The sequence below is a fragment of the Paraburkholderia sp. RL17-337-BIB-A genome, from assembly GCF_046025895.1.
GTDB lineage: Bacteria > Pseudomonadota > Gammaproteobacteria > Burkholderiales > Burkholderiaceae > Paraburkholderia > Paraburkholderia fungorum_C.
On record NZ_JARESY010000001.1, the window covers coordinates 3485146 to 3500164 of the forward strand.

The 15019-nt window shown below is 63.7% G+C and carries 8 protein-coding genes; 5 read left to right on the forward strand and 3 right to left on the reverse strand.

What is annotated here, in order from left to right; genetic code table 11:
• The first annotated feature begins 10 nt into the window (after positions 1-10).
• Positions 11-2146 carry a methionine--tRNA ligase gene (gene metG / locus P0D84_RS15605; protein WP_408337773.1) on the forward strand — a complete coding sequence of 712 codons (2136 nt, stop codon included), beginning with the start codon at positions 11-13 and terminating at the stop codon, positions 2144-2146.
• A gap of 191 nt (positions 2147-2337) precedes the next feature.
• Here metG and P0D84_RS15610 read toward each other — a convergent pair whose 3' ends face one another.
• On the reverse strand, positions 2338-2733 hold the full coding sequence (locus P0D84_RS15610; protein ID WP_408337775.1) for a DUF1801 domain-containing protein: 396 nt from the start codon (positions 2731-2733) through the stop codon (positions 2338-2340).
• Positions 2734-3378: 645 nt separating this feature from the next.
• Between P0D84_RS15610 and P0D84_RS15615 the strand changes: the two genes are divergently transcribed.
• Entirely contained in the window at positions 3379-5970 is a 2592-nt protein-coding gene (locus tag P0D84_RS15615) for an enterotoxin A family protein (RefSeq protein ID WP_408337777.1), read from the forward strand.
• A 63-nt stretch (positions 5971-6033) separates the two neighbouring features.
• Here the strand turns inward: P0D84_RS15615 and P0D84_RS15620 are convergent, their stop codons facing one another.
• Together P0D84_RS15620 and P0D84_RS15625 are read right to left on the reverse strand one after the other, a co-directional pair.
• Entirely contained in the window at positions 6034-10599 is a 4566-nt protein-coding gene (locus P0D84_RS15620) for a translocation/assembly module TamB domain-containing protein (protein ID WP_408337779.1), read from the reverse strand.
• Positions 10600-10627: 28 nt separating this feature from the next.
• Positions 10628-12436 (reverse strand): autotransporter assembly complex protein TamA, encoded by a 1809-nt coding sequence (locus P0D84_RS15625; protein ID WP_459252203.1) that lies wholly within the window; start codon positions 12434-12436, stop codon positions 10628-10630.
• Between the two features lie 437 nt (positions 12437-12873).
• Here P0D84_RS15625 and P0D84_RS15630 point away from each other — a divergent pair, with 437 nt between their 5' ends.
• From P0D84_RS15630 to panC, 3 genes are all read left to right on the forward strand, one after another.
• Complete coding sequence (locus P0D84_RS15630; protein WP_007175923.1) at positions 12874-13059, forward strand: DUF3460 family protein; 186 nt, start codon at positions 12874-12876, stop codon at positions 13057-13059.
• Between the two features lie 4 nt (positions 13060-13063).
• On the forward strand, positions 13064-13936 hold the full coding sequence (locus tag P0D84_RS15635; protein WP_179736708.1) for a segregation and condensation protein A: 873 nt from the start codon (positions 13064-13066) through the stop codon (positions 13934-13936).
• A 220-nt stretch (positions 13937-14156) separates the two neighbouring features.
• The gene (panC, locus tag P0D84_RS15640; RefSeq protein ID WP_408337784.1) at positions 14157-14993 is read left to right on the forward strand and encodes a pantoate--beta-alanine ligase; all 837 of its coding nucleotides are present in this window, start codon (positions 14157-14159) and stop codon (positions 14991-14993) included.
• Positions 14994-15019 lie beyond the last annotated feature (26 nt).

Consider the following 15019-nt stretch of genomic DNA (forward strand, 5'->3'; position numbering starts at 1 on the left):
CACCATCCTTATGTCAGCACCCGCAACCGATCTCTCCGCAAGCGCGCCGTCGGGCCGTCGCCAGGTTCTCGTCACGTCGGCCCTTCCGTACGCGAATGGGCAAATCCATATTGGCCATCTGGTCGAATATATCCAGACCGATATCTGGGTCCGGACGTTGCGAATGCACGGGCACGAGGTCTACTACGTGGGCGCCGACGACACGCACGGCACGCCGGTCATGCTGCGCGCGGAGAAAGAAGGTCTGACACCGAAGCAGTTGATCGATCGCGTCTGGCAAGAACACAAGCGCGATTTCGACAGCTTCGGGATTTCGTTCGACAATTACTATTCGACCGATTCCGAAGAGAATCGCGTGTTGAGCGAATCGGTCTACCTGGCGCTCAAAGACGCGGGCCTGATCGACGCGCGCGACATCGAACAGGCATACGACCCCGTCAAGGAAATGTTCCTGCCGGACCGCTTCATCAAGGGCGAATGCCCGAAGTGCGGCGCGAAGGATCAATACGGCGACAGCTGCGAAGTATGCGGTTCAACTTACCAGCCCACCGAGCTGGTCAATCCGTATTCGGTCGTCTCTGGCGCCACGCCGATTCGTAAGACCTCGACGCACTACTTCTTTCGCCTGTCCGATCCGCGCTGCGAGAATTTCCTGCGCGAGTGGGTCAGCGGCCTGGCGCAGCCGGAAGCCACCAACAAGATGCGCGAATGGCTCGGCGACGCCGGCGAAGCCAAGCTTGCCGACTGGGACATTTCGCGCGACGCCCCGTACTTCGGCTTCGAAATTCCGGGCGCGCCGGGCAAATATTTCTACGTATGGCTGGACGCGCCGGTCGGCTATTACGCGAGCTTCAAGAACCTCGCCGAAAAGCGCGGCCTCGATTTCGACGCGTGGATTCGTAAAGGCTCGACCGCCGAGCAGTACCACTTCATCGGCAAAGACATTCTGTATTTCCACACGCTGTTCTGGCCGGCCATGCTCGAATTCTCAGGCCACCGCACGCCGACCAACGTGTTCGCGCACGGTTTCCTGACGGTGGACGGTGCGAAGATGTCGAAGTCGCGCGGCACGTTCATCACCGCGCAAAGCGTGATCGACACGGGCCTGAATCCGGAATGGCTGCGCTATTACTTCGCCGCCAAGCTGAACAGCACAATGGAAGATCTCGACCTGAACCTCGACGATTTTCAGGCACGCGTGAACAGCGATCTGGTCGGCAAATACGTGAACATTGCGAGCCGTGCCGCCGGCTTCCTGATCAAGCGTTTCGACGGCCGCGTGCAGGACAGCGCGATGCAGCATCCGCTGCTCGCCACGTTGCGCGCCGCCGTGCCGCAAATCGCCGCGAACTACGAAGCGCGCGAGTACAACCGCGCGCTGCGTCAGACCATGGAACTGGCCGACGCGGTCAATGCGTACGTCGACACCGCCAAGCCATGGGATCAGGCCAAGGACCCGGCAAACGCGGTCGCGTTGCATGAGACCTGCAGCGTGAGCATCGAGGCGTTCCGTCTGCTGTCGCTGGCGCTCAAGCCGGTGCTGCCGAAGCTGGCCGAAGCGGTCGAAGCCTTCCTCGGCATCGAGCCGCTGGTGTGGGCCGACGCGAACGTGCCGTTGAGCTCCACGCGCCCGATCAACGCGTACAAGCACCTGATGACGCGCGTCGATTCGAAGCAGATCGAGGCGCTCCTCGCGGCGAATCGCGAGTCGCTGCAAGCCACGCCGGAAGCGGCGGCGCCGGTGGATGCGAAGACCAGGTCGAAGGCAGCGAAAGGGGCTGCGGCCGAGAAGGATGAGACGCCTGGCATCATCTCGATCGACGACTTCGCAAAGATCGATCTGCGCATCGCGAAGATCGTCGACTGCAAGGCGGTGGAGGGTTCGGACAAGCTGCTGCAACTCACGCTCGACGTCGGCGAAGAGAAGACGCGCAATGTGTTCTCGGGCATCAAGTCGGCGTATCAGCCGGAGCAACTGGTCGGCAAGCTGACGGTGATGGTCGCGAACCTCGCGCCGCGCAAGATGAAGTTCGGTTTGTCGGAAGGGATGGTGCTAGCGGCATCGGCAACTGACGAGAAGGCCGAACCGGGCCTCTACGTGCTGGAGCCGGATAGCGGCGCCAAGCCGGGCATGCGGGTGAAATAAACCGCGGCGCCGAACGCTGCGGGCATCCCCAAACAAAGCGGCACGCTTCAAAGGCGTGCCGCTTTTTCATTTCACGCTGGCTCCGGCACAGAGCGCGATGTGTGGCAGGAAACAACGCCGCTTGCAGACACGGATCGAGCACATCGCGCTGGCCAGGATAGGCGCCCAAGCGCCGGCTCCGGCGCCGACGACTACCGGCCCGACGATTTGTTCAGTGCTGCGGCGGCGCGTATGAGCTTCTTGAAGGCGGTCTCATTTATTTCATCGCCCTCGTGAAAATCGATAGCGCGCCTGGTGTTGCCTTCAAGGCTGGCGTTGAATAGTCCTGAAGGGTCGTCGAGTGAAGCGCCTTTGGCAAAAGTCACCTTCACGGCGCTCTTGTACGTCTCGCCGGTGCAGATCATTCCGTCGTGGTACCAAACCGGAACGCCTCTCCACTTCCACTCCTCAACCACCTCAGGCAGAGCCTGTTTGATGAGCACGCGAAGATCGGAGAGCATCGTGCCCCTCCAGTCGTCCAGTTCCTTGATCCTCGCGTCGATCAGACGGGAAGGGGATTCGTTCTCGGTCGTTGCGCCCTTTTTCATATTGTTCGCACCTCATTCGGTGGTTTCGATCTTGCGAATATATCGATCATCAAACATCCGCGCCAGACTGCTCCATGCGCCGCGGCGCGCGCTGCATTACCCTGGTATGACACCCTCTCTTTTCAATATGCAAAGCTAACCAATATTGAAACCGGCCCGGTATCCACTCACTGACCGGACGTTGCGTCACAACCAGAGGACCCTATCATGCGAGTTGAAGGATATAGCGCAAGCACACTGCCTCTTCCTACTGAGGGAGACGCTTCCTCCCTGCCTTCCCCAGCCGTTGCGCAAAATGCGAAGCCAGATGCGCAGACCGCTGCGAGTCCAGCCGAACCGCCGTCCTCGCCTGATCCGAGGTCGCCGGTTGCACTCCGCGTGCAGCATCTGATTGCTCCGCTGGCCAATGAAACCGCACGTTCGCTCGCCTCGCCAAGCCGCGAACGAGTCGCGCTACCCGCGGCCGCGCCCTCGGCAACCGCACCGGTGCGACAGGGCAAGGCAGGGGAGCAATCGCCGCGATCGGGCCCCGCGAAACGCGGGCTGCCATCCTCGGGGCCGGCGGATCCCCCCCTCCGCCAGTTCGATCCTCAGAACGTACAACCGCCGCCGAATCCCAACATCGGCACTCTTCCGCAAGGGGCGATGCAAGTCCTTTACCGAAATCACCTTATCAACCTGCAAAGCAGCCTCTCGCCGCCTGGTGCGACACCGCAACAGCGGGCCAACTACGCCGACCGGGATTCGCTCTATCGCCCCGCCTCCGCCGCCGACAACGTAACGGCGTTTCATCTGGCGCGACGGGGCAATGCCGATCAAGGCGGCCCGTCGCCGGAACCTGCTGCCGCGCCCTACTTCGGCACGACCATGGCGGTCATGTACCAGGCCGCCAGTAGCCCAGAGGCGGGTAATCTGTACGATGCGGCGGGAATCCTCGCGGCAGCCCACGATGACGGAGGCGCTTCTCAAGCTGGTGTGCTCTCGAACATCGAAAACCTGGAAAGCAACGGGGAATGGAACGGCGACGCGAGAGCACTACCGCACCACATCAGGCATCCTGGCGCGACCGGCCTGCAAAGCGGCGAGGCCTTGGTGAGCGACCTGGAGAGACATTTCTCCACGCCCTACAACCCCTTTGGCGATAGGATGGGACACCCTGAAGCGTTCGCCCTCATCGGTTTTTCGTTCCGCCACACGGCTACTCCGTCAGGAGACAACTCGCTGCCGCCGTTGCCCATTAGCGTCCAACGCCTTCACACCTCGGGCGACTATCGCAACGATACCTATGCGCTGTATCACCCGACCGAAGGCGCCTTCCGCTACCAGAATTTTGATCAGCTAGCCTACGCGCTGACCAACTATTATGCGAACGCCTACCCCGTGATGCGGGGGTTTTCGTCGGCAAGCACGTCGTACTATGCGATGCAAAATGTCGTGCAGCATCCGATGGCGGAGCAACGCCTCGGCGCAGTGGGTGGCGGCTACGGAATCGCGCCTTTTCCGGCCCTCCCGGCGAACCACGCGGAGCCTTCCGCCGATGCCGCGCGGCCTATGCCCATCCCCGTGCCATCCCTCACACCACCGCGGGCGGACTTGCCGCCGCTTCCCGACTTCGACCAGCCGGGGCCGTCGGGCTATCGTCCCCCGCACAACGAACTGAAGCGCAGCGCGGACACCGAAGGCGAGCGTCAACCGATGGCGCTGTACCGCCCTTCCATCACCACACCGGCAGACTTGAAGAAACTCGGCGGTTTCAGCGCCGAGCAGACACCGCTCGGACAGGTCAACCTGGACATGCACGACTTCGACAGTGCAGCCAATCCCTCCGTAATCGACGGCGCCGGCTATCTCGGCACCTTCCGTAAGCTCGAGACGGCGCAGCAGAATCCGGCACTCGTCGACGCAAAGAACGGTTACGTCTACGCGGTCGCGCCCACGCCCAATATGGTCGACGTCAATGCCACACTCGGCACCAATGCCCGCCGCACCGGTACCGGCGAAGTCGCCGCGATGGGCCGCATCGACTACACGCAGATTCGCGGCTGGCAAAAAATGGAGAACGGCAAGCTCGGCAAGTTCATCGCCAACCCGGACTATCGCTGGGACGTCTACGACCAGACCCGCACCGCCGGCGCCCAGCCCCAACTGTCACGCTTCGCCGCCGACAACCCGGCCTGGAGCGACAGTGCGCATCGACCGTTCGCCACCGCCCAGCAGCAGGATGGCAAAACCATCTATGCGCCCACGCAGGAGTCGAACCTGACCCAGGCGAGCTTCTATAACCACGCGCTGGATAAAATCGGCTACCTGAACGACCAGCAGGCCCACGGCCAGGATCATCGGGGACCCATGAAGCTCATCGCCCACAACGGCGCGTACGGCACGCTACAGGCCAACGTCCATACGCCGGCAGGGCAGGTCTTTTCGCCCAACGGCCCCGGAAACACCGACGTCACCGTAACGGACAACGCCGCCGACGTGGACGGTTTTCACACGTTCCGGATGGGCGATGACGGCCGGTTTCACACCAAGGTACTCGGCGAAGACGAAGTCTTGCGGGTGGGCAGCAACGGTTACCTGTATCTCGACTACGCGCCAAAGGATCCGCAAAGCAAGAATGGCGTGTTCCGCTACCTGGACAACCGTCTGATTCACGAAGAGGATCACAAGGTGCTCACCTATTCCCACGCCGGCTATGCATACGTCAGCAGCGACGCCTATGACAGCAGCTATTCACAGTGGAAGCTGACCGACAGCAGCCACACTTCCTATTCGCCGCCGAAAAGCATCAACCTCTACTACGACAACAGTGCGGGCAGCGCGCGAACCCAGTATGAATTCGAAAAAGATCCGGATTCGGCATTGCCCGCTGGCGTCACTTACTTTGCGACGCATGGACCCGACGCATCCAAGACCTATAAAGACACCCGTGCATTCATACGCGAGTCCTCTCGCGATCAGCAGCAGACCGTGGACTGGCTCAATCGCAACCAGGCGGCACTGCTGTTCAGGGACGGCTTCTATCTCGCCGCGACCGGCGAGCACACCCTGGAGGTGCGCAATCTGCAAGGCAATACCATCAGAAGTATTCAAACCGATGCGCCGCCGCAACCCGGCGCGTCCGACATCAAGTCCACGTACCTGGTAGACGATCGGACATGGGCTCGCCTGCAGAGCGAACAGGCGCACCGGGAAAAGTTTGAAGCGCAGAGCAAGGCCGCGTATGCCACGCAATAAACGCGGATGATCGACGCATGGGAACGCCGCGCCAGTGCATCACCGGGCGCGGCATTCCAGACATCACCAGTTGATCCGGTCGAAGCGCCGCGTATAGAGCAGAGCGAGCCCGTCGAACGTGCCGCCATAAGCCGCGACCGACCAATAGCGCGTCAGGTTGACGGTCGCCTTGATCGCATTGCTCGCCGACTGCAGACCCTGCTCGTAGCCGATCACGAGCCACTCGTTGATCGCCTTCGACACCATCACCACTTGCGGATCGGTCAGCCCGACTTCGCTTCGGCCGATCGAAAACTCGTCGAGCCCGAAGGTCTGCGCGATCCGCTTGCCGCTCGCGCTGCCGAGCAAGGCGAGCGCGGTCGTCATGGTGCTCTGCTGACCGAGGTTGTTGCCCTGATCCGTGCCGTGTCCGAACAGCAGCCACGACAGCTTTTCGTTGTCCGGCACGCTCGGCTCGGACACCAGCTTGGCGACCGGGAACTGCACTGTGCCTGTCACCTGCACGCCCGCCTCGACCTGCTGATTGCGGCGCATCGCCAGGATGTTGATACCCGGATTGGCCACCGGACCGTTGAAGGTGAAAAAGCCATTCTCGATGTTGAGCTTGCGGCCAAACGCGGTGTAGGTCGAACCCTGCGTCACGCGGACATTGCCGACCGCCCGCAGCGGCAGGTTCGGCGCGCTCATCGCGGTGATCGTGCCGGTCAGGCCGAGGTCCGCTCCCGAACCACGGAAACGGAAGCTGTTGCCGAGACTGATATCGATATTGGCGCGCGGCGCGAACGGACCGATCGGCTTGTTGGTGCCCGCCACCTGCGGCGGTGGCCGCTCGCCCGCTACGGTGCCGTCCGGACGCACCACCACCACGTCGTCGCCGAGTTTTGGCGCGGATTGCTCCGGCATATCGAACAGCGCGTGATCGACCGCGAATTTGCCGTTGATCGCCATGCCGCCCTCGGCCCCGGCGTTCGCCACGCTCGCGCTGCCCGACAGCGACAGATTGCGGTCCGGCGCTGCGAACAATTCGAGCTTATCCGCGACGATGCTGGCGGTCAGGTCCGGCTGTGCGCCATCCAGACGCACGCGACCGGTGGCGCGCAACGTCCCGCTCGCGCCGTGAAACTCGACCTGCTGAAAATCCACCAGATTTTGCGAGAGCGCGATGCGCACCACGCCGTCCTTCAATTGCACGCCCTGGTCGACCATCGTCGCCGACAAACCGTCGCCGAGCAGCGAACCCGTCAGATTCGGCCTGGCGACGGTACCGCCGAGCGCGAGCTTCAGCGCGAGGTGGCCGTCGAGCAGATAGCTCGGACCGAACAGGCCGCCGGTCGTTTTCAGCGACGGCAAGTTCGCATTCACGTTGCCGCTGAGCGGGCCCTCCTCGTTGACGGTCAGAAAGCCGTCGCGCATCACGAGCGTGGTATGCGCATCGGCGTCGACCACCCCGATCCGGCTGGCCTGCGCATGGACGGTCGCATTCAGGCGGTTGCCGCCGGTGAATTCGGCGCGCGCGGTCATGTCCGTGATGCCCAGCGAGGCCAAACCGCGACCGATTTCGACCGTCACGTCGCCGCCGCGGCGCTTCAGCTGAATATGGCCGCTCGCAGTGCTGCCGAGCGCGAAATCCCAGTCGCCATCGAACACCAGGTCGGTTTTGACGGCGTGCGCCGCACCGGTGATTTCGCGCCGCAGATCTTGCAGCCGCGCGAGGGAAATGTCGGTCAAGGTGCCCGCGGACTGGATCTTGCCGTGGTCGAAGGCGAACGATTTCAAGCTCAGCACCGCGCCTTCGAGTGTGAGGCGTGTCGCGCCGAGCGTCAGGCGGCTCGGCCCAGCGCTCACGGCGAGCGGCGACTCGAGATTGAGCGCCGGTGTGCCGCGGTTCTGCAGGCGCGTCACGGTACCGTCCCAGCGCGTGCCGTCGCGTGCTTCAGTCAGCTTGCCGTTGGCCGCGAGCGTCAAATCGAGCGGGCGGTCCTGCAGCTTGCCCGTGGCCGCCGCCTCCAGCGTATGGTTCGCGCGCGTGCCGGACAGGCGTGCCGTGAGCGTGGTCAGATCGACGCCGCCCGCGCTGAGATCGCGTGCGTCGGTCGTGAAGACGAGCGCGCCGTTCGCACCGTCGCGCAGTTCGGCATGGCCTTCCGCATGACCGATACGATTGCTGCTGAAGACCACACTGTCTGCCTTGTAGTTCAGCACGACATTCGGATGTGCGAACGAGCCGGTGACGTCGCCATCCGCGGCGACGTCACCGGCGAGGCCGAAACCGAGGCGCTCCAACTCGGGCGCATCGACACGGAAACGCAGGCGGTCACCGCGCGCGCCGAAGCTGCCCTGCAAGTCCACCTGATTGCCCGCCACCGAGAGATTCGCGCGGCTCGGCAGAATTCGCGAACCGGCTAGCTGGACCACGCCGCTGCCTGTCAACGGCAGGCCGTCGTATACGCTCGGGCCGAGCTTGAGTTCGGCCTTGGTGGTGAAGACCGGGCCGAGCACACCGGCCGCCGTGAGCGTGCCGTTTACGCGTGCCTCGATCTTGCGGGCCGGCGGCGCTTTGGACGCCTTGGGTGGCACCTTGCGCTGGACGACTTCTGCCTTCACTGTCGCCTTGACCGTGTTCTTGACCACCGCCGCGGCCTTGTCGCCAGGCGCCGCGCTTTTGGCGCCGGCCGTACTGCCCGCGAGGGTGGTTGCTTGGGCTGCTTGGGCTGCTTGGGTTGCCTGGGTTGCCTGGGTTGCCTGGGTTGCCTGGGTGGCTTGGGTGGCTTGGGTGGCCTTGGCCTTCGTGGCCTTAGTCGCCTTAGTCGCCTTGGCGGTCCCTGCCGCCGTGGTTACCGGCGTGCGGGACGGCATCTGCGAAGCCAGCGTCAACGGATCGAAATCCGTCAGTTGCGCTTTCAGGTTGTAGGTCGAATTCGCGTCGTGCTTAAGCGCGCCGGACAGATCGATGCGGCCTTTTCCCGACGTGATCCGCACGTCGTTGAAGCTCATTCGCGCCGGGTCGAAGGTCACCTTGCCTTGGGCGCGCAGCCCCGCTTTCGGGTCGGCGAGGTCGAGGGTCAGGCTTTGCACGTCGTCGTTCAGACGGATGCCGATCGGACCGGAAAGCTGGGTCGGCCGCACGGTCGCTTCGAGCGCGTTCAGGTCGAGCCCGGCCACGTGCAGGTCGAACTGGCCGCGCTTGCCGGTCAGCGCGCCGCCGCCGGTGAGCGTGGCGCTCTTCACCAGCCGTACGTTCAGGTTCGAGATGCGCTGCGCCTGGGCGTCGAGGCGCACGTCGGTTTGCGCGTCGATCAAAGGCAGCAGGTTCTGGTCGATTGCACCGGGTTTGGCGTTGACGATCGAGACATGACCGGCGACGACGAAACCCGCTGCGCCTTTTTCTGTCGCGTCGGTGTTGACGCCGCCTTTGCCGTTTTTGACAACGTGCCGCTCGGCAATGCCGGAAGCGTTGTTCGGGGCAGCGCTAGTGGCACTACTGGTGCTGCCAGCACTCGCGTTACCGGCACTACTGTTGGTGCTGCCAGCATTGCCGGCACTCGCGGTGCCGGAAGCGCCGGCGGGACTCGCCGCCCCTGTCGCGCGAGCGCCACTCACCCCGCTCGCCCCACTAGCCGCGCCCAATATCACCGCCCCTGCCGCACCCTGCCCCACCGGCGCAAGTTCCGCCCGCACCGCCAGGTCCGCCAGCGGCGCACCCGGCGCAAATGCCTGCGGATTGACGTGATCGAAAGTCAGCGTGGCGCGTTGCAACGGCACGTCGCCGAATGGCGTGGCCTCGACCCGTGCATGGCCGGCGAGCTTCATGCCGCTGGCATCGAGTTCGGCAATGAGATTTTCCAGCGAGCCGCTCAGATGGCCGCCCACCTGCACCGCCTCGTTGTTGACCTTGCCGGAATAGCCGACGTCGCCAGTCAACGGAAACGGCCGCACCCCGTCGAGCCTGGCCGCCGCCGTCAGCGCGCCGAACGGCGTGTCCAACCGTTCGATCGCGGCTTCGTGGTGCCGGCCGTCACTGCGGCCGTGGAACATGAAGCGGGAAAGCTCGGTCGTCGACCCGCCCTGGCGCAACAGCAGTTTGTCGACCTGCACATCGCGCACCTCGAGTTGCATCGGCAAGCGCAGGTCTTGCGGCAGTTTCAGCGGTCCGCTGCTGCTCGACGACGAAGCGCCGACACGGGCGTCGATCGTACCGATATGCAGATAATCGATCGCGAAGCGCCAGGGCTTGCGCGAAAGTGCCCAGCGGCCGGCCACGCGGTCGATCTGGATATCGGTGCCGCTGCCGTCGAGACTGCGCCAGCGCACCTGCCGCAGTTGCACGCCGGTCGAAAGCGCACCGCTGTCCAGAGTGCCGGTCAGTTTGCCGCCGAGCAGCTTGACGGCCGCCTGCCACGCGTAGGCAGTCCCGCGCTCGGTCGTCAGCGCGCCGTACAGCAGGCCGATTGCCACGGCAACCAGCAACACCAGCACGGCCACCGTCCACACAAGCGTTTTCAGCAGCAGGCGGCCGCGACGGCGTTTCGGCTGCGGCGCGTCAGGCGGAGGCTGCTGTCCGGGCGGCGGTCCAGGCGGATGAGCGCCGGGCGGCTGCGCGGGTGGTTGGGCGGAAACGTCCGTGGTCATGCGTGGATCATGTAAGCGCAGGTTTCCATCAGAAGGCGATGCCGAGCGTCAGGTACGGCCGCACGCTCCTGTTGCGGATGCCGTAGGCGACGTCGACATTGACCGGGCCAACCGGGCTGCGCCAACGCGCCCCGACACCGACGCCGGGATAAAAGACTTTCTCGCCCCAGGTATCGGTAGCCGTACCGACGTCGAAGAACGCGGCTGCGCCCCAGTCGTGCGTGAACCAGTGCTGATATTCGGCCGACGCCGTCACGAGATACTTGGTAGGCAGCACCGACCCGTCGACGTTGTTACCGATGCTCTCATAGCTGTAGCCACGTATCGAATTCGACCCACCCGCGCGGAACAGCAGCGAAGCCGGAATCCCGCTCGAACTGCCGCTCGTGAACACGCCGCCGAGTTCGGCACGGAACAGCACGAGGTCTTCCTTGCCGATCGGCAGGTACTGCTGGCCGCGGGCGTAGCCGCGCACGAACGTCTGATCGGTCAGCACGCCTTTGACCGCGAAGCCCGCTTCGACGTGAATCAGGTTGCCCGAACGCGGAAACAGCGGGTCGTCGGTATTGCGGCGGGTCCACGACCATGACGGCACCAGGGCGCGGCTGGTGGTCGGCGCGATCGCGTTCTGGTCGAGCCGGTCCTGGTAGTAAAGGATCGCGTAGTTGTAGTCGATGAATTGCGACGTACGGGCCCGCTGCACGCCGCCGCGAATACTGTAGATGCGGGTGTCGGAGACGTCGGTCGTGGTGTAGGAAGCCAGCACGCTGTTGGTCCATGCGCGCGACCCCGGCGGCATCGCGAGTTGAATCTGTCCGTACTGCTGGATCTGGTCGATGCGTCCGCTGATCGTGAACGGCCACGCCTTGCCGAACGTGTCGAGATACGAGTACGAACCCTGGACCAACGGGCCGTTGTCGGTCGAGTAACCGACCCCGCCGCGGATACTGTTGTACGGATATTCCGACACCTTCACGTGCATCGGCGTGTCGACCGGCTTGGCCGGATCGCTATCCACGTCGATCGCCACGCTCGCATAGTACGGCGTGTTCTGCAACTGCCGCTGCAATTCGGCGACGCGCTGCACGTCGTAGATATCGCCGACCGAAATCGGATTCACGTTGTCGACGATCTGTTCCGGATAGCGCCGCGTGCCGGATACGTCGAGCTTGCCCATCGTAAAGGTCGGGCCGCTTTCAAACGTCACCGACAACTTCGCTTCGTGCGTGCGCGGGTCGATACGCGCCTCGGAGTGATAAATCTTCGCGCCCAGATAACGGCGCGCCTGCAAGGCCTTGAGCGACGCGTTTTTCGCGTCGTCCCAGTCGCCTTGCGAAAACGGATCGCCTTCATGCAGTGAAAACGCGAAGCGCGCGGCGTTTTCCTGCGCCGGGTCTTCGGTCAGCACCGGGCCCCGAAAAGACAGCGAAATCGCCGAGATGAGGGTTTGCGGGCCGGGATCGACGCTCACCGTGACGCGCTTCTGGTCGTCGACGGTGCGCACATCGGTCCGCACGACCGGCGTGAAATAGCCCTGCGTGGCGGCCAGATCGCGCACCTGCTGGGGCGTGGCGGTAATCAGGAATTCGAACTGGTCGTCGCTGATGTCGGGACGCTTGGCGAACCGCGCCACGTCCAGATGCGCTTCAAGCAGCTTGCGCAGCGAGCGCGGCGTGGCTTCGATATCGACCTTGTAGCTGGCGGCGGCGCGCCGCGCCGCGTGCGCGTCGACCGTGGCCAGCATGAGCATGACGATGCCGAACGTGAGCCACGCGCGCAGCCAGCGCCGAATAAGCACCAGATGCCCGCGCGCGTCACCGCTTTTGCCGCGCCGCATACGCGGCTCTTCGATCGCACACCCCGCCAAGCAGGACCTCCGGCCGTGGTTGATGAATTCTGTCGCTCTGGCGCGCCGCGGCGGCCGAAGCTCGCGCTATTTGACCACATCGGCGAAGCCGCGCCACGTCTTAAAAAGGCGCGTTTGCCGCGTCGGGAACGGCGCGCCCCTTGGCTGGTACGCCGCGCTGAATTAGTCTGCGCAACGCTATCCGCCCGGACGCACATCCCGGATTCGCACACTGTCCGCCAGCGACGCGCCCGCCTTTGACGCATCGCAGCAGCGCGGGTTCCGGACGTTTTTGCATGCTGGCTGCTCGCGTCGAGCCAGCGTTTTTCGACCGCGCGCGGCGCATGCGGTAAAATTATGGAATAGCAGCGACGCCACGCGGATTCCCGCCGGGCAGCCGCCATTTCCCAAACCACGGACGTCTAGCCATGTATCAATCGGACATCACCCAGTTCCTGAACCAGCTCAAGCAACAAAAACCGAATCTGGAAGCTGAACAGCGCCGTGGCCGGGCGCTGCTGTGGGACAAACAGCCGATCGACCTCGAAGAACGCGCCGAGCAGAAAGCCTCGCGCGTAGAGCAGACGCCTTACTCGTACTATCAAAACTTCTAAGCGCGTGAGTCACGCCGACGAGGCAAAGGGCGCCACGCCGGCGCCCGACGCCGCGCTTGCCGCGCCCGCCACCGATTCAACGCCGGACATCGTCGACGGCATTGCGTTCGCGCGCCTGTACGGCGAGCCGCTCTTCAAGCTGCCGACGGATCTGTACATTCCGCCGGACGCGCTGGAGGTGTTTCTCGAAACCTTCGAAGGCCCGCTGGATCTGTTGCTGTACCTGATCCGCAAGCAGAATTTCAATGTGCTCGACATCCCGATGGCGGATGTCACGGTCCAATACCTCGGCTACGTCGACCAGTTGCGTCAGACCAATCTCGAACTCGCGTCCGAGTATCTGCTGATGGCCGCGATGCTGATCGAGATCAAGTCGCGCATGCTGTTGCCGGTGAAGAAGGCCGATAGCGGCGACGAAGCCGAGGATCCGCGTGCGGAACTGGTACGCCGCCTGCTCGAATACGAGCAGATGAAGCTGGCCGCACAGCGCATCGACCATCTGCCGCAACTTGGTCGCGATTTCCTGCGCGCCGAGGTGTATATCGAGCAAAGCATCACGCCGCGCTTTCCGGATGTGGATAGCGAAGACCTGCGCGCCGCGTGGGCCGACGTGATCAAGCGCGCCAAGCTGGTTCAGCATCACAAGATTTCGCGCGAGGAATTGTCGGTACGCGAGCATATGAGCACGATCCTGCGGCGCTTGCAGAACGCGCGTTTCATGGAATTCTCCGATCTGTTCGACACGAGCAAGGGCGTGCCCGTAGTCGTGGTGAATTTCATCGCCATGCTCGAGTTGTGCCGTGAGTCGCTCATCGAAATCACTCAGGCTGAGCCGTTCGCGCCGATCTATGTGCGCCTCGCCTATCTGCCGGCCTGAAGCCGCAAAACGGGGTCTGCGTGCGCCATTGCTGCCGCGGACGCCTCGTTTCAGTGCGCTCCACGGAACAAAATCCACTACCTTGGTGCGCCGCCGGAACAATTCCACTACAATCCCGCGCTCCGAACCTGTCATCACCAGCGAGGCCGCGGGACGTGCGAAAACCTGATTTTTTGCGCCCACCGAGCCGCGCACCGCGCGAGGAAATTCCTGTCCGATCATGAAAGTCATCAGCTCGATCCATGAATTGCGCGACCAGTTGCGCGGCCAGAATCGCACCGCCTTTGTGCCGACCATGGGCAACCTGCATGAGGGCCATCTGTCGCTGATGCGCCTCGCGCGCCAGCACGGCGATCCGGTGGTGGCGAGCATCTTCGTCAACCGCTTGCAGTTCGGCCCGAACGAAGATTTCGACAAATACCCGCGCACGCTCGAAGCCGACATCGACAAGCTGCAGAAAGAGGGCGTCTACGTGCTGTTCGCGCCGACGGAGCGCGATCTGTATCCGGAGCCGCAGGAGTACCGTGTGCATCCGCCGCACGATCTCGGCGACATCCTCGAAGGCGAATTCCGGCCGGGCTTCTTCCAGGGCGTGTGCACGGTGGTGATGAAGCTGATGTCGTGCGTGCAGCCGCGCGTCGCGGTGTTCGGCAAAAAGGATTATCAGCAATTGATGATCGTGCGCAGCATGTGCCACCAGTTCGCCCTGCCAACCGACATCATCGCGGCGGAAACCGTGCGTGACGCCGACGGCCTCGCGCTCAGTTCGCGCAACCGCTTTCTGCAGACGGCCGAGCGCGCTGAGGCGCCGGTGCTGGCCGCCGAGCTCAATCGCGTGCGCGATGCGGTGCTCGCCGGCGATCCCGACTTCGCGAAACTCGAACAGGCGGCAATGGCGGCACTCGCCGCGCGCGGCTGGCAGCCTGACTACATCGCCGTGCGCAAGCGCTCGAATCTGCTGCCGCCGACGAACCCGCAAGACGCGAACGCGGAGTTGGTCGTGCTGGCCGCCGCCAGGCTCGGCACCACTCGGCTCATCGACAACCTCGAAATCTGAAGCCGTCTTAGTCTGCGCAAGCGCGC

Excerpts from the sequence above, each read along its gene's own strand:
- metG (WP_408337773.1), top strand. The coding sequence starts at position 11 with ATGTCAGCACCCGCAACCGATCTCTCCGCAAGCGCGCCGTCGGGCCGT.
- P0D84_RS15610 (WP_408337775.1), bottom strand. The coding sequence starts at position 2,733 with ATGAAAAAGGGCGCAACGACCGAGAACGAATCCCCTTCCCGTCTGATC.
- P0D84_RS15615 (WP_408337777.1), top strand. The coding sequence starts at position 3,379 with ATGCAAGTCCTTTACCGAAATCACCTTATCAACCTGCAAAGCAGCCTC.
- P0D84_RS15620 (WP_408337779.1), bottom strand. The coding sequence starts at position 10,599 with ATGACCACGGACGTTTCCGCCCAACCACCCGCGCAGCCGCCCGGCGCT.
- P0D84_RS15625 (WP_459252203.1), bottom strand. The coding sequence starts at position 12,436 with ATGCGGCGCGGCAAAAGCGGTGACGCGCGCGGGCATCTGGTGCTTATT.
- P0D84_RS15630 (WP_007175923.1), top strand. The coding sequence starts at position 12,874 with ATGTATCAATCGGACATCACCCAGTTCCTGAACCAGCTCAAGCAACAA.
- panC (WP_408337784.1), top strand. The coding sequence starts at position 14,157 with ATGAAAGTCATCAGCTCGATCCATGAATTGCGCGACCAGTTGCGCGGC.